Source organism: Burkholderia sp. BCC1985 (genome assembly GCF_905339915.1).
Lineage (GTDB): Bacteria > Pseudomonadota > Gammaproteobacteria > Burkholderiales > Burkholderiaceae > Burkholderia.
This window is the reverse complement of sequence record NZ_CAJPGY010000007.1, coordinates 136,101-152,164: the sequence shown is the minus strand read 5'-3', so window position 1 is coordinate 152,164 and position 16,064 is coordinate 136,101. Positions and strand designations below refer to the sequence as shown.

Below are 16,064 nucleotides of genomic sequence, written 5' to 3'. Positions count from 1 at the left end.
GAGGCAACCAGAATGGGTATCACCGTCCGTCACCTTCAGAAGCGCTTCGGCGATTTCACCGCGCTCGACAACGTGTCGCTCGACTTTCCGCCGGGCGAGCTCGTCGCCCTGCTCGGGCCGTCCGGTTGCGGCAAGACCACGCTGCTGCGCGTGATCGCGGGCCTCGAGCACGCGGACGCCGGCCAGGTCGTGCTGCAAGGGCTCGACGTCGCGTCGGTCGGCGCGCGCGAGCGCCAGGTCGGTTTCGTGTTCCAGCATTACGCGCTGTTCCGCCACATGACCGTGTTCGAGAACGTCGCGTTCGGGCTGCGCGTGAAGCCGCGCCGCGAGCGGCCGTCGGAAGCCGTGATCCGCGAGAAAGTGCACGAACTGCTGAAGCTCGTGCAGCTCGACTGGCTCGCGCAGCGCTACCCGTCCGAGCTGTCGGGCGGCCAGCGCCAGCGGATCGCGCTGGCCCGCGCGCTCGCGGTCGAGCCGAAGGTGCTGCTGCTCGACGAGCCGTTCGGCGCGCTCGACGCGAAGGTGCGCAAGGAACTGCGCGGCTGGCTGCGGCGCCTGCACGACGACCTGCACATCTCGACGATCTTCGTCACGCACGACCAGGAGGAGGCGCTGGAAGTGGCCGACCGGATCGTCGTGCTGAACCGCGGTCATGTGGAGCAGGTCGGCAGCCCGCAGGACGTCTACGATCATCCGCAAAGCGCGTTCGTCTACGAATTCCTCGGTGCGGCGAACCGGTTGCCGGGCACGGTCGCCGGGCGCGGCTTCGTGGCCGAGGGGGCGGCCGCGCCGATCGCGGTCGACGCCGATTTCGCGGGCCCCGCGAACGCATACGTGCGGCCGCACGACCTGCAGCTGTGGCCGGCCGGCGACGACCATCGCGACGGCATCGCGGTCGACGTGCGCCGCGTGATCCCGCTCGGCGGCTCGGTGCGGGTCGAACTCGAGGCGCGCACGGGCGGCGCACTCGAAGCGGAACTCGATCGCGACGCGTGGCGTGCGCTCGCGCTGCAGGTCGGCGACGGCGCGACGGCCGTGCCGCGCGCGGTCCGCGTGTTTCCCGCGCACTGACGCCCGGCCGCGGTAAAGAGAAGAGGGCGGATACCGCTCCGAATCGACATTCGAACAACGACAGCCTAAGAGGCATACCCATGAATTTTCAGCAATTGCGTTTCGTGCGCGAGGCCGTGCGCCAGAACATGAACCTGACGGAAGTCGCGAACGTGCTGTACACGTCGCAGTCGGGCGTGTCGAAGCAGATCAAGGATCTCGAGGATGAACTGGGCGTCGATATCTTCATCCGGCGCGGCAAGCGGCTCACGGGGCTCACGGAGCCCGGCAAGGCCGTGCACCAGCTGATCGAGCGGATGCTGCTGGATGCGGAAAACCTGCGCCGTGTCGCGCGCCAGTTCGCGGACCAGGACAGCGGCCACCTCGTCGTCGCGACGACCCACACGCAGGCGCGCTACGCGCTGCCGAAGGTGATCCGCCAGTTCACCGAGGTGTTTCCGAAGGTGCATCTCGCGCTGCGCCAGGGCAGCCCGCAGCAGATCGCGCAGATGATCCTGAACGGCGAAGCCGATCTCGGCATCTCGACCGAGGCGCTCGATCGCTATCCGGACATCGTCACGTTCCCGTGCTATTCGTGGCATCACACGGTCGTCGTGCCGAAGGGGCATCCGCTCGTCGGCCGCGAGAACCTGACGCTCGACGAAATCGCCGAGTACCCGATCATCACGTACGACCAGGACTTCACGGGCCGCTCGCACATCGACCAGGCATTCGCGCAGGCCGGCGCCGTGCCCGACGTCGTGCTGACTGCAATCGACGCGGACGTGATCAAGACCTACGTCGAGCTCGGCATGGGGATCGGCGTCGTCGCGGCGATGGCGTTCGATCCGCAGCGCGACACCGGGCTCGTCGCGCTCGACACGCAGCACCTGTTCGAGGCGAGCACGACGCGGGTCGGATTGCGCAAGGGCGCATTCCTGCGCGCGTATGCGTACCGGCTGATCGAGATGTTCGCGCCGCATCTTAACGAAGCGGAAATCGCCGGGCTGCTGCGCGAAGCGGTCTGACGGCCGGACGATGTTCCGGGGGCGCGGCAGGCGCCCTTCGGACGCGTTGCATCGGGCGCCGATGCTGCATCCGCCATCTCAGGGCGTGCCGACGCGTCGGTCCTTCGATCGAAGCTGTCGCTCACGAGCCGGGTTGCCGTGAGCGGCGGCCGTCAACCAATCGCAGGTCAACAGAAAAACAAGAGGGCGCATGCGCGTGCCTCGCTTCGATCATGTAACGCGCCGCAATCGGCACGTGCAACCGCGCGCTCCGAATAAACCCTTAAATATTGATCAGACGGGTTGCGCGTCGATCCGAAACGGTACAGCATAGCTTCCACTCCGCCGGCGTCCCGCCGGCGGTGGCGCGTCGACGACAGCACGCGCCAGGCAGTCGGCCGTCTGCCTCGCTTCCATTCCGTGGTACCGACAAGCAGCAACGATGGCCAATGCCCGGGAAGTGTAGCGCAAACGTTTGCTCACATTAAAACAACAGTCAAACAATAATCTGGCCCGTCGGGCCAGTCGCCAGGAGATGTGTATGAATGTCCTCTTTCGCCGTCGCTTCCTGACCGCCGCGCTTGCCGCCGTCGCGGTCGCTGCCGCACCGGCCGTCCATGCGCAGGCTGCGGCCAAGCCGAAGGTCGCGCTCGTGATGAAGTCGCTCGCCAACGAGTTCTTCCTGACGATGGAAAACGGCGCGAAGGAATACCAGAAGCACAACGCCGGCCAGTTCGACCTGATCACGAACGGCATCAAGGACGAGACCGACACCGCGAACCAGATCCGCATCGTCGAGCAGATGATCGTGTCGAAGGTCGATGCGATCGTGCTCGCCCCAGCCGATTCGAAGGCGCTCGTGCCGGTCGTGAAGAAGGCGGTCGACGCGGGCATCACCGTCGTGAACATCGACAACCGGCTCGACCCGGAAGTACTGAAGTCGAAGAACCTGAACGTGCCGTTCGTCGGCCCCGACAACCGCAAGGGCGCGCGCAAGATCGGCGACTACCTCGCGAAGCGGCTGAAGGCGGGCGACCAGGTCGGCATCCTCGAGGGCGTGTCGACGACGACCAACGCGCAGCAGCGCACCGCCGGCTTCGAGGACGCGATGAAGGCGGGCGGGATGAAGGTCGTGTCGGTGCAGTCGGGCGAATGGGAGATCGACAAGGGCAATGCGGTCGCGTCCGCGATGCTCAACGAATACCCGAACCTGCGTGCGTTGCTGTGCGGCAACGACAACATGGCGATCGGCGCCGTGTCGGCCGTGCGCGCGGCGGGCAAGCAGGGCAAGGTGTTCGTGGTCGGCTACGACAACATCAACGCGATCAGGCCGATGCTGAAGGACGGCCGCGTGCTCGCGACCGCCGACCAGTACGCGGCGAAGCAGGCCGTGTTCGGCATCGACACGGCGCTCAAGGCGATCGCCGAGCATCGCAAGCAGGCAGACATGTCCGGCGTGGTCGAGACGCCGGTGGATCTCGTGACGAAGTAACGCCGCCCCGTCGCAGCCGCCGGCCTCAAGAATCGGGCCCGGCGGCCGTTATACGGAGTGAGCGCGATCACGGCCACTGCATGCACATGCACTTGTGAGCGTCACACCCGCGCGCCGCGTGCGCGCGGCCGCAACCAGGATCGCGATGGAACCGACCTTCCAACCCTCCCGTTCAGCCGTTCCCGTGCTGTCCGTCTCCGGTGTGGGCAAGACCTACGCCGAACCGGTGCTCGCCGACGTCACGTTGACGCTCGTGCCGGGTGAAGCGCTCGCGCTGACGGGCGAGAACGGCGCCGGCAAGAGCACGCTGTCGAAGATCATCGGCGGGCTCGTCGACCCGACCGCCGGCACGATGCAACTCGGCGGCCAGGCCTACGCGCCGGCGAGCCGCACGCAGGCCGAGGCGCTCGGCGTGCGCATGGTGATGCAGGAGCTGAACCTGCTGCCGACGCTGACGGTCGCCGAGAACCTGTTCCTGAACCGTCTGCCGCGGCGCTTCGGCATCATCGATCGCGCGCGGCTGCGCGACGATGCGCGTGCCGCGATGGCGCAGGTCGGGCTCGACGCGGTCGATCCCGATACGCCGGTCGGTGCGCTCGGCATCGGCCACCAGCAGATGGTCGAGATCGCGCGCAACCTGATCGGCGACTGCCGTGTGCTGATCCTCGACGAACCGACCGCGATGCTGACCGCGCGCGAGGTCGAACTGCTGTTCGAGCAGATCGACCGGCTGAAGGCGCGCGGCGTGGCGATCGTCTACATCTCGCACCGGCTCGAGGAACTCGCGCGGGTCGCCGAGCGTGTCGCGGTGCTGCGCGACGGCCGGCTCGTGCACGTCGGCGACATGGCCGCGACGACGTCCGACGGGCTCGTCACGCTGATGGTCGGGCGCGAGGTCGGCGAGCACATCGACCTCGGCGCGCGCCGCATCGGCGCGCCGCGCCTCGTCGTGTCGGGCATGACGCGCGGCACGGCCGTGCAGGACGTGTCGCTCGAAGTGCGCTCGGGCGAAATCTTCGGCATCTCGGGGCTGATCGGTGCCGGGCGCACCGAATTGCTGCGGCTGATCTACGGTGCGGACACGCCGGACGCCGGGATGATCGCGGTCGGCGATCCGCTGAAGCCGGCGCGCATCGGCTCGCCCGTCGACGCGGTGAAGCACGGCATCGCGCTGATCACCGAGGACCGCAAGGGCGAAGGGCTGCTGCTGTCGCAGTCGGTCACGTCGAACGTGTCGCTCGGCCAGCTCGACCGGCTCGCGCGCGGCGGCATCGTCGATACGACGCGCGAGACGGCGCTCGCCGAGCAGCAGATCGACGCGCTGCGGATCCGCACCCACGGCGCCGCGCAGGCGGTCGGCGAACTGTCGGGCGGCAACCAGCAGAAGGTCGTGATCGGCCGCTGGCTCGCGCGCGACATGGGCGTGCTGCTGTTCGACGAGCCGACCCGCGGGATCGACGTCGGCGCCAAATTCGAGATCTACACGCTGATGGGCGCGCTCGCGCGCGAGGGCCGTGCGCTGGTGGTCGTCTCGAGCGACCTGCGCGAGCTGATGCTGATCTGCGACCGGATCGGCGTGATGTCGGCCGGCCGCATGACCGCCGTGTTCGAACGCGGCAACTGGACCCAGGATGCGCTGCTGGCCGCGGCGTTCGCCGGCTTCGGCCGCGCAGCGCTGCCGGACGGCGCACGCCATCCGGATGCGGAAAGCGCGCCGCGCGCGGCTTCCGCCTCTTCGACGACAGGACGACAGCAATGACCCAGCCTCCCGTATCCCCGAGCGACGCCGGCGCGCAGCAGGACGTGACCGGGCGCCGCGCGCGCACGCTGTCCGGCACGCGGCTCGGCGTGTCGAACTATCTCGGGCTCGCCGGCGCGCTCGCCGCGATGATCGTGCTGTTCTCGACGCTCAGCTCGCATTTCCTGACCTACGATACGTTCAGCACGATCGCGAACCAGATCCCCGATCTCGTCGTGATGTCGGTCGGGATGACGTTCGTGCTGATCATCGCCGGCATCGACCTGTCGGTCGGCTCGGTGCTCGCGCTGGCCGCGTCGATGGTCAGCGTGGCCGCGCTGAAATGGCATTGGGGGCCGCTGCCCGCCGCGCTGATCGGGATCGCGGTCGCGACCGTGACCGGCTCGCTGACGGGCGCGATCACGGTGGGCTGGCGGATTCCGTCGTTCATCGTGTCGCTCGGCGTGCTCGAGGCCGCGCGCGGTGTCGCGTACCAGCTGACGAATTCGCGCACGGCCTACATCGGCGACGCGTTCGATTTCCTGTCGAACCCGATCGCGCTCGGCATCTCGCCGGCGTTCCTGATCGCGGTCGCGGTGATGATCGCGGCGCAGTTCGTGCTCACGCGCACCGTGTTCGGGCGCTATCTTGTCGGTATCGGCACGAATGAAGAAGCCGTCCGGCTTGCCGGGGTTAACCCGCGGCCGTATAAAATCCTCGTATTCGCACTGATGGGCGCGCTCGCGGGGCTCGCGTCGTTGTTCCAGATCTCGCGGCTCGAGGCCGCCGACCCGAACGCGGGCGTGGGCCTCGAACTGCAGGTGATCGCAGCCGTCGTGATCGGCGGCACGAGCCTGATGGGCGGGCGCGGCTCGGTGATCAGCACGTTCTTCGGCGTGTTGATCATTTCCGTGCTGGCCGCGGGGCTGGCGCAGATCGGCGCGAACGAGCCGACCAAACGGATCATCACCGGGGCGGTGATCGTGGTGGCGGTCGTGCTCGATACGTATCGCAGCCGGCGCGCGCGCGCCCGGTAAAACTACACAGAAAGCAGACCAGAGAGAAACGGGAAATGGCGACGATCAAGGATGTGGCGGCCATGGCGGGCGTGTCGTTTACGACCGTCTCGCACGTGGTGAACAATTCGCGGCCGGTGTCCGCGGATGTGCGTGCGAAGGTCGAAGGCGCGATCCGCGAGCTGAACTACGTGCCGTCGGCCGTGGCGCGCTCGCTGAAGGCGCGCTCGACGGCGACCATCGGCCTCGTCGTGCCGAACAGCACGAATCCGTACTTCGCGGAGCTTGCGCGCGGCATCGAGGACCAGTGCGCGGCCAACGGCTATTGCGTGTTCTTCTGCAACTCGGACGACGATCCCGTGAAGCAGCGCAACTACCTGCGCGTGCTGCAGGAAAAGCGCATCGACGGGCTGATCGTCGCGTCGGCCGGCGAGGACGCGGTGCTCGCACAGACGCTCGCCGACGCGCATGCGCCGCTCGTCGTCGTCGACCGCAACATCGAGGGGCTCGCGGCCGATCTCGTGCAGATCGACCACGAACGCGGCGCCTACCTGGCGACGCGTCATCTGCTCGAACTCGGGCACGCGAAGATCGGCTGCATCACCGGGCCGACCGACACGGCCGTCAGCGCGATGCGCGTGCACGGCTTCATCCGCGCGATGGCCGAGCGCGGGATCGACATCGTGCCGGGCGCGATCGCGGAAAGCGATTTTTCGTGCCTGGGCGGCTATCACGCGGCATCGCGGCTGTTCGAGTCGGTGCACCCGAGCGCGATTTTCGCGGGCAACGACCTGATGGGCGTCGGTGCGCTGCGCGCGGCGGCCGAGCGCGGCATGCGCGTGCCGGACGACTGCTCGATCATCGGCTTCGACGACATCGAATTCTCCCGTTATACCTATCCGGCGCTGTCGACGGTCGGCCAGTCGGTGCGCGCCCTCGGCGAAATGGCCGCGCAGACGCTGATCGAGCGGATCGGCGGCGGCTCGACGGCCGCGCCGAGCCGTCGCCGCGTCGTGTCGCCGCGCCTGGTGCTGCGCGAATCGACGGCGGTCTACCGCGAGCCGGCCGCGCCTGGTGCTCGCCCATGACGGCGCGTGCGGCAGGCGCCGGCCGCGTGACGGTGGTCGGCAGCCTCAACATGGATCTCGTCGTACGGGCGTCGCGGCTGCCGTTGCCGGGCGAAACGCTCGCCGGTCACGCGTATGCGCAGGCCGCGGGGGGCAAGGGCGGCAACCAGGCCGTCGCGGCCGCACGGCTCGGCGCGCAGGTCGCGATGATCGGCTGCGTCGGCGCGGATGCGCACGGCACCGCGCTGCGGGCCGGCCTCGAGACCGAAGGCATCGACTGCTCGCGGCTCGCGACGAGCAAGACGGCGTCGACCGGCGTCGCCTTGATCGTCGTCGACGACGCCAGCCAGAACACGATCGTGATCGTCGCGGGCGGCAACGGCGAAGTCACGACGGATACGGTGGCGCGGCACGAGGCGGCGCTGGCCGCGACCGACGTGCTGATCTGCCAGCTCGAGACGCCGCCGGACGCCGTGTTCGCCGCGCTGTCGGCCGGGCGGCGGCTCGGCCGCACCGTGGTGCTCAATCCGGCGCCTGCCGTCGCGCCGCTGCCGGACGGCTGGCTGCCGCTGGTCGATTACCTGATTCCGAACGAAGTCGAGGCGGCCGCGCTGACCGGGCTGCCGGTGCGCAATCCGGCCGAGGCGGAAGCCGCGGCGCGTGCGTTGCGGGCAGCCGGCGCGCGCAATGTGCTGATCACGCTCGGCGCGCGCGGCGTGTTCGCGCTGACGGACGACGGCGCGGCGCGCCACTATCCGGCCCCCGTCGTCAAGGCGGTCGACACGACCGCGGCGGGCGACACCTTCATCGGCGGTTTCGCCGCACGGCTCGCGGCCGGCGCGGACGTCGATGCCGCGATCCGCTTCGCGCAACGCGCGGCGGCGCTGTCGGTCACGCGCGCAGGCGCGCAGCCGTCGATTCCCACGCTCGCCGAACTGGCCGAATAGGGCTGGATCGCGCATGCCGGCCGGCGCGTGCGACAACAGGCGGCCGGCCATCTTTCCCCACTTGTCTGACCTCGATTGCTTGCCGTGCGCGTTCGCGAAGCGGGCCGGCGATGCTTCGCCCCTATTATTCTGGAATCTGTAATGAACTGGTGAATTGCTGAAAAAATTGATGTGAATACCATCAAGCTGCGCAACATCCGGTCGTAAATACACCTGGGCGAAACACTGTTTCGAAAAACGGGCCTTGCCCGTTCACGACGACGCAATACAGGAAGAATGATGGTGATCGGAAACCTGACGATACGTGCGCGCATCGGTTTGACGATGGCGTTTCTCGCGGTACTGCTGGGCGTGATTGGCGTACTCGGCGTGTACGGGATGACGCGCTCGAACGATGCGACGCGCGAGATTTTCACGAACCAGATGCCGAGCGCGGTCGACGTGGCCGTTGCCGAAATGTACGCGGCGCGCGAGCGCCTGGCGCTCGATCGCGCCGCGCTGCTGGCGGGCACGCCCGACTCGGCTGCGGCCGTGGAACGCAGCCGCGCGATGCGCACGCAGTCCGACGCGTGGTGGCAAAAATACCTTGCACTGCCGCGCGGCCCGGAGGAAGACCGGCTCGCGCAGGACGTCGCCGCGAAGCGGCAGGCGCTGCAGCGCAGTTGCGACGCGTTCGGAGGGCTGGTCGCGGCGGGCGACCACGACCGGATCGGCGAGGGCGCCAAGCAGCTCTCGACGCTTTATAACGAGCTCTCGGTTGCGGGCGAAGCACTGCGCAATTTCCAGTTCACCGACGGGCAGGCGGGCTTCGACCGCGCGGAATCGTTGTACGAGACGCTGCGCGTGCTGTCGATCGTCCTGCTGGCGGCCGGTCTGGTTGCCGCCGCGTTTTCCTGGCTGACGCTCAGCCGTGCGATCGGCCGTCCGCTCGCGGACGCGCTCGCGCATTTCGACGCGATCGCCGCGGGCGACCTGCGCCGCTCGATCGTCGTGCATCGGCGCGACGAAATGGGCCAACTCCTGGACGGTCTCGCGAGGATGCAGCGCGGCCTCGTCGACACGGTGCGTACCGTGCGCGGCGGCAGCGAGTCGATCGCGACCGCGGCGCGCCAGATCGCCGCCGGCAACATCGACCTGTCGTCGCGCACTGAAGAGCAGGCGTCCGCGCTGCAGGAAACCGCATCGAGCATGGAGCAGCTGACCGGCACCGTGAAGCAGAACGCGGACAATGCGCGGCAGGCAAGCTCGCTGGCCGCGAACGCGTCGGAGATTGCAAACAAGGGCAATACGGTGGTCGGCCAGGTGGTCGGCACGATGGGCGAGATCAACGACAGCTCCGCGAAGATCGCGGACATCATCGCGATCATCGAGGGAATCGCGTTCCAGACCAACATCCTGGCGCTGAACGCGGCGGTCGAGGCCGCGCGCGCCGGCGAGGAAGGCCGAGGCTTCGCGGTCGTGGCGGGCGAGGTGCGCAGTCTCGCGCAGCGTTCGTCGAGCGCGGCCAAGGAGATCAAGATGCTGATCGACGCGTCGGTGGAGCGCATCCGGACGGGGTCGACGCTGGTCGACGAAGCCGGCCGCACGATGAGCGACGTGATCGGCGCGGTGCAGCGCGTGACCGACATCATGGGCGAGATCGCGGCGGCGTCCGAGGAACAGAGCGGCGGCATCGACCAGGTCGCGCGCGCGGTCGCGCAGATGGACGAGGTCACCCAGCAGAACGCCGCGCTCGTCGAGGAAGCGGCGGCCGCCGCGCAATCGCTCGACGAACAGGCCGCGCGCCTGCGCGAGACGGCGTCGGTGTTCCGGATCGACGACGACGCGGCGCAGCCGGCGACCGCTGCCGCCGCACGTCAGGCGCCGCGCGCGGTGCCCGCAGCGGCTGCGGTGCCGGTTTCGCCGCCCGCGCCGGCCGTGGCGCGCAACGATCGTGATGCAGCGCCGAAGCGCGCCGCGCCGGTGCGCAAGCCGGCTGCCGCGGCCGCCGCGCCCGCTCCGGTGGCTGCCGGCGCCGACGACTGGGAAACGTTCTGATTCGCGCGTGACGCGCATCTTTTCGCGGTAACGCTCCCCGGTATCTCTCCCCGTATCTCTCCCCATTTGGCAGCACACGACGCCCGCGACATGCGGGCGTCGTCGTTTCGACCGATGGAATGTGACAGCTCACGTGAACGTTCGTGCGTCGCCGCGCGCTGCGTGTTCGCATCCGCACTACGGGTATCTCCGGACGATGCGAAAAAAATTTGTAACGGCGCGCGCGGTGTGTCGTCGTAAACGTCCGCTCGAACGTCTAGGGATGAAGGGGGAGTGGAGGGTGCCGCGACGACGACGGAGGTGTCCAACGCACGAGACGTTCCGATGCTCGACGAGACGTCGCGGATGCCGTTTCTGCGACACGGGAGATCGATTGTAAAGCGTCGAAATGCGTTGTCCAAGCGGTGTTGTCGAGAATGACGAACTTCATACGAAGAGTTCGTGAAAAAAAATAAGAAAGGGTTTAGGATGAATTCGAACGCGCTTGCTTCTGCGCAGTCATAGAAGGCAGGCACGTCTTCAGACTCAGGCGAGGGAGGTAGCATGGATATTTACAGCAGCTTCGCGAACCGCTTCGAAAAAACGCGAGAGGAAGAGTTCTCGCTGGAGGAGTACCTCGCGCTCTGCAAGAACGATCCGTCAGCGTACGCCACGGCTGGCGAACGCATGCTGGCTGCAATCGGGGAACCCGAACAAATCGATACCCGCATCGACCCGCGCCTGTCGCGGATCTTCGCGAACAAGGTTATCAAGGTCTATCCCGCGTTCCGTGAATTCTACGGAATGGAGGAAGTGATCGAGCAGGTGGTCGCGTACTTCCGCCACGCTGCGCAAGGGCTCGAAGAGAAGAAGCAGATTCTCTACCTGCTCGGCCCGGTGGGCGGCGGCAAGTCGTCGATCGCCGAGCGCCTGAAGCAGCTGATGGAGCGCGTGCCGTTCTATGCGCTGAAGGGTTCGCCCGTCAACGAATCGCCGCTCGGGCTGTTCGACTACGACGAAGACGGCCCGATCCTCGAAGAGCAGTACGGCATTCCGCGCCGCTACCTGAAGAGCATCCTGAGTCCGTGGGCCGTCAAGCGCCTGCACGAATACAACGGCGACATCCGCCAGTTCCGCGTGGTACGCCGCTTTCCGTCGATCCTCCGGCAGATCGGCATCGCGAAGACGGAACCTGGCGACGAGAACAACCAGGACATCTCGTCGCTCGTCGGCAAGGTCGACATCCGCAAGCTCGAACAGTATGCGCAGGACGACGCCGATGCGTACAGCTACTCGGGCGGCCTGTGCCTGGCGAACCAGGGCCTGCTCGAATTCGTCGAAATGTTCAAGGCGCCGATCAAGGTGCTGCACCCGTTGCTGACCGCGACGCAGGAAGGCAACTTCAAGGGCACCGAAGGATTCGGCGCGATTCCGTTCGACGGCGTGATCCTCGCGCACTCGAACGAGTCGGAGTGGAAGGCCTTCCGCAACAACCGCAACAACGAGGCACTGCTCGACCGGATCTTCGTCGTGAAGGTGCCGTACTGCCTGCGCGTGTCGGAAGAGATCAAGATCTACGAGAAGCTGATCCGCAACTCGTCGCTGGCCGAGGCCGTGTGCGCGCCGGGCACGCTGAAGATGATGTCGCAGTTCTCGGTGCTGTCGCGCCTGCACGAGCCGGAGAATTCGAGCCTGTTCTCGAAGATGCAGGTGTATGACGGCGAAAACCTAAAGGACACCGATCCGAAAGCGAAGTCGTACCAGGAGTATCGCGACTACGCGGGCGTGGACGAAGGGATGACCGGCGTGTCGACGCGCTTCGCGTTCAAGATCCTGTCGCGCGTGTTCAACTTCGACTCGAGCGAGGTCGCGGCCAACCCCGTGCACCTGATGTACGTGCTCGAACAGCAGATCGAACGCGAGCAGTTCCCGCCGGAGACCGAGCAGAAGTACCTGTCGTTCGTGAAGGACGTGCTCGCGTCGCGCTACGCGGAGTTCATCGGCAAGGAGATCCAGACGGCTTACCTCGAGTCGTATTCGGAGTACGGGCAGAACATCTTCGACCGCTACGTCACGTATGCGGACTTCTGGATCCAGGACCAGGAATTCCGCGATCACGACACGGGCGAGAGCTTCGACCGCGCCGCGCTGAATGCGGAACTGGAGAAGATCGAGAAGCCGGCCGGGATCAGCAATCCGAAGGATTTCCGCAACGAGATCGTGAACTTCGTGTTGCGTGCACGGGCGGCGAACGCCGGGAAGAACCCCGTGTGGACGAGCTACGAGAAGTTGCGCGTCGTGATCGAGAAGAAGATGTTCTCGAATACCGAGGAACTGTTGCCGGTGATTTCGTTCAACGCCAAGGGTTCGGCGGAGGAGCAGCGCAAGCATGAGGACTTTGTGAACCGGATGGTCGCGAAGGGCTATACGCCGAAGCAGGTGAGGCTGCTTTGCGACTGGTACCTGCGCGTGCGCAAGTCGTCATGACGCGCGCGGTACCGCGCCCGTGCGGCGAGTCCGTACGGGCGCTTTCAGAGGCGCCGCCCGCATGACGGCAGACGGCATGCGCGGCGAGTGCCCCGGCAGATCGACTTTCGAGCGGGAGACCGGGAGTGCTTCATCAAATCATCGACCGCAGGCTGGCCGGCAAGAACAAGAGCATCGCCAACCGCGAACGCTTTCTGCGTCGCGTCAAGAACTACATTCGTCGTGCCGTGTCCGACGCGGTGCGCGACCGTAGCATCAAGGATATCCAGAGCACGCAAAGCATCACGATTCCGCGCAAGGACATCGCCGAGCCGAATTTCCGGCACGCGCCGGGCGGGCGTCGCGAATACGTGCACCCGGGCAACGAGGACTACGTGCGCGGCGACAAGATTCCGCGTCCGCAGGGCGGCTCGGGCGGCGGCGGCAGTCAGGCGAGCAACGAAGGCGAAGGGCAGGACGACTTCGTGTTCGAGCTGTCCCGCGACGAATTCATGCAGTACTTCTTCGACGACCTCGAACTGCCGCGCCTCGTGAAGACGCACCTGCTGACGGTGCCGAGCTGGAAGAACGTGCGCGCGGGCTGGTCGGCGGAAGGCACGCCGAACAACATCGACGTCGTGCGCTCGCTGCGCAGCGCGCTCGGGCGACGCATCGCGCTCGGTTCGCCGCTCGTCAACGAGCTGCGCGAACTCGAAGCGCGGCTCGAGGTGATGAAGCTCGATCCGGAAGACCGTCGCGAGGATATCGCGACGCTCGAGGCCGAGATCCATCACCTGAAGGGGCGCATCTGGCGGATCCCGTTCATCGATCCGTTCGACCTGCGCTACATCAACCGCGTGAAGCAGCCGCAACCGTCGAGCCAGGCCGTGATGTTCTGCCTGATGGACGTGTCGGGCTCGATGGACGAGCAGCGCAAGGATCTCGCGAAACGCTTCTTCATCCTGCTGTACTTGTTCCTGAAGCGCAACTACGAGCGCATCGAGGTCGTGTTCATCCGTCACCACACGCGCGCCGAGGAGGTCGACGAGGACACCTTCTTCCATTCGACCGAAAGCGGCGGCACCGTCGTGTCGAGCGCGCTCGAGCTGATGCGCAAGGTGATGAACGAGCGTTACTCGCCGACCGAGTGGAACATCTACGGCGCGCAGGCGTCCGACGGCGACAACTGGACTGACGATTCGCCGAAGTGTCGCAAAATCCTGGAAGAGGATATCCTCACCAAGACGCGTTACTTCGCGTATATCCAGGTCGCCCCGGAAGAGCAGAACCTGTGGCTGGAGTACGCACAGCTGGCGCTGTCGCAACCGCACCTCGCGATGAAGAAAGTCGAATCGGCTGCCGATATTTACCCGGTATTTCGCGAATTGTTCGAAAAGCAGGTGGAAATGTCATGACGACCCGCCATCTGCACAACGAGTCGCGCGGCTATGCGCCGCGCCCTTCCGGCGACGACACGGCCGGCCCTGCCGCATCGCAGCAAAGCGGCCGGACCGAACCGGCGGCGCCGGCCGCCGACTTGCCCGGTGCCGGGCAGAAGGAAGCGCGTATGAACGTTGCCGAACGCAAGCCGCTGCCGTGCCCGTCCGACTGGACGTTCGAGCTGCTCGAGGAATACGACACGCACATCTCGCAGGTCGCCGAGCAGTACGAGCTCGACATCTATCCGATCCAGCTCGAGCTGATCAGCGCCGAGCAGATGATGGATGCGTACGCGTCGGTCGGGATGCCGGTCAACTATCGCCACTGGTCGTTCGGCAAGCACTTCCTCGCGACCGAGAAAAGCTATCGCCGCGGCCAGATGGGCCTCGCGTACGAAATCGTCATCAACTCGAATCCCTGCATCGCGTATCTGATGGAAGAGAACACGATGACGATGCAGGCGCTCGTCATCGCGCACGCGGCGTACGGGCACAACTCCTTCTTCAAGGGCAACTACCTGTTCCGGCTGTGGACCGACGCGCACGCGATCATCGACTATCTCGTGTACGCGAAGAACTACGTCGCCGAATGCGAGGAGCGCTACGGCCTCGATCGCGTCGAGGAACTGCTCGATTCGTGCCATGCGCTGATGAACTACGGCGTCGACCGCTACAAGCGGCCGCAGAAGCCGTCGTTGTCGAAGGAGGCCGCGCTGCGGCGCGAGCGCGAGGCGTATCTGCAGTCGCAGGTCAACGAGCTGTGGCGCACGCTGCCGGGCAAGAAGCCCGAGCAGATGGAGGAGCAGGAAGGACGCTATCCGCCTGAGCCGCAGGAGAACCTGCTGTATTTCGCGGAGAAGAACGCGCCGCTGCTCGAGCCGTGGGAGCGGGAAGTGATCCGCATCGTGCGCAAGATCGGCCAGTACTTCTATCCGCAGCGGCAGACGCAGGTGATGAACGAAGGCTGGGCGACGTTCTGGCACTACACGCTGCTGAATACGCTGTACAACCAGGGCAAGCTGGAAGACGGCTTCATGATGGAGTTCCTGCACTCGCACAGCAACGTGGTCTACCAGCCGCCCGTCACGAAGCCGTACTACAGCGGGATCAATCCGTATGCGCTCGGCTTCTCGATGATGAGCGACATCCGCCGGATCTGCGAGGCGCCGACGGAAGAGGACTACAAGTGGTTTCCGGAGATCGCGGGCACCCCGTGGCTGCCGGCGATGCACTACGCGATGCGCAACTTCAAGGACGAGAGCTTCATCGCGCAGTACCTGTCGCCGAACCTGATCCGCGAGATGCGGCTGTTCTCGGTGCTCGACGACGACATGCGCGATTCGCTCGAGGTTTCGGCGATCCACGACGAGTCCGGCTACCAGTACGTGCGGCAGGCGTTGTCGCGGCAGTACGACATCCATCACCGCGAGCCGAACATCCAGGTGTGGGCCGTGAACACGCGCGGCGACCGCAGCCTCACGCTGCGCCATTTCATGACCGACAACCGCCATCTGTCGAACGACAGCGAGGAAGTGCTCAAGCACATGGCGCGGCTCTGGCAGTTCGACGTGTTCCTGGAAAGCGTCGACGAGGCCGGGACCGTGCGCAAGCGCTACGAGTGCCGCTACGTGCCGCCGGAGGTGCGCGTCTGACGATCGCCCGAGAACAGTTTGCATCGGACGCCAGCCTGAGGGCTGGCGTTTTCATATGACGAACGCGTACCGGGAGAAAAATTTTCTACATCCGGACGAACCCGGAAAGCCCGTTACTTTACATTTCGCTAAAATCCCGTAGGCCGTGCCGCCGGAACCGGTGCCACGTGCGAC

The 16,064-nt window shown here is 66.3% G+C and carries 11 protein-coding genes; all 11 read left to right on the top strand.

The annotated features are described in order from the left end of the window. Positions 1-12 precede the first annotated feature (12 nt). The 11 genes from U4Z31_RS09230 (at position 13) to U4Z31_RS09180 (ending at position 15,890) form a co-directional block, all read left to right on the top strand. Positions 13-1,071 (top strand): sulfate/molybdate ABC transporter ATP-binding protein, encoded by a 1,059-nt coding sequence (locus U4Z31_RS09230; protein ID WP_044843606.1) that lies wholly within the window; start codon positions 13-15, stop codon positions 1,069-1,071. An 80-nt stretch (positions 1,072-1,151) separates the two neighbouring features. After that, entirely contained in the window at positions 1,152-2,078 is a 927-nt protein-coding gene (locus U4Z31_RS09225; RefSeq protein ID WP_044843605.1) for a CysB family HTH-type transcriptional regulator, read from the top strand. A gap of 520 nt (positions 2,079-2,598) precedes the next feature. Further along, entirely contained in the window at positions 2,599-3,549 is a 951-nt protein-coding gene (locus tag U4Z31_RS09220; protein WP_321810041.1) for a sugar ABC transporter substrate-binding protein, read from the top strand. A 145-nt stretch (positions 3,550-3,694) separates the two neighbouring features. Then, positions 3,695-5,308: a sugar ABC transporter ATP-binding protein gene (locus U4Z31_RS09215; RefSeq protein ID WP_321810040.1), complete on the top strand. Its 1,614-nt coding sequence runs from the start codon at positions 3,695-3,697 to the stop codon at positions 5,306-5,308. Next, positions 5,305-6,324 carry an ABC transporter permease gene (locus U4Z31_RS09210; protein WP_321810039.1) on the top strand — a complete coding sequence of 340 codons (1,020 nt, stop codon included), beginning with the start codon at positions 5,305-5,307 and terminating at the stop codon, positions 6,322-6,324. The genes U4Z31_RS09215 and U4Z31_RS09210 overlap by 4 nt, the downstream gene beginning before the upstream one ends. Positions 6,325-6,359: 35 nt before the next feature. Continuing rightward, entirely contained in the window at positions 6,360-7,391 is a 1,032-nt protein-coding gene (locus tag U4Z31_RS09205) for a LacI family DNA-binding transcriptional regulator (RefSeq protein WP_044843601.1), read from the top strand. Then, positions 7,388-8,317: a ribokinase gene (rbsK, locus tag U4Z31_RS09200; RefSeq protein ID WP_321810038.1), complete on the top strand. Its 930-nt coding sequence runs from the start codon at positions 7,388-7,390 to the stop codon at positions 8,315-8,317. Before U4Z31_RS09205 ends, rbsK begins: the two co-directional genes overlap by 4 nt. A 279-nt stretch (positions 8,318-8,596) precedes the next feature. Next, on the top strand, positions 8,597-10,354 hold the full coding sequence (locus U4Z31_RS09195) for a methyl-accepting chemotaxis protein (protein WP_321810037.1): 1,758 nt from the start codon (positions 8,597-8,599) through the stop codon (positions 10,352-10,354). 543 nt (positions 10,355-10,897) lie between these two features. Beyond that, positions 10,898-12,820, top strand: coding sequence for a PrkA family serine protein kinase (locus U4Z31_RS09190; protein WP_044843599.1), 1,923 nt, complete (start codon positions 10,898-10,900; stop codon positions 12,818-12,820). Between the two features lie 125 nt (positions 12,821-12,945). Next, positions 12,946-14,214 carry a YeaH/YhbH family protein gene (locus U4Z31_RS09185; RefSeq protein WP_044843598.1) on the top strand — a complete coding sequence of 423 codons (1,269 nt, stop codon included), beginning with the start codon at positions 12,946-12,948 and terminating at the stop codon, positions 14,212-14,214. After that, positions 14,211-15,890 carry a SpoVR family protein gene (locus U4Z31_RS09180; RefSeq protein WP_044843597.1) on the top strand — a complete coding sequence of 560 codons (1,680 nt, stop codon included), beginning with the start codon at positions 14,211-14,213 and terminating at the stop codon, positions 15,888-15,890. The genes U4Z31_RS09185 and U4Z31_RS09180 overlap by 4 nt, the downstream gene beginning before the upstream one ends. Positions 15,891-16,064 lie beyond the last annotated feature (174 nt).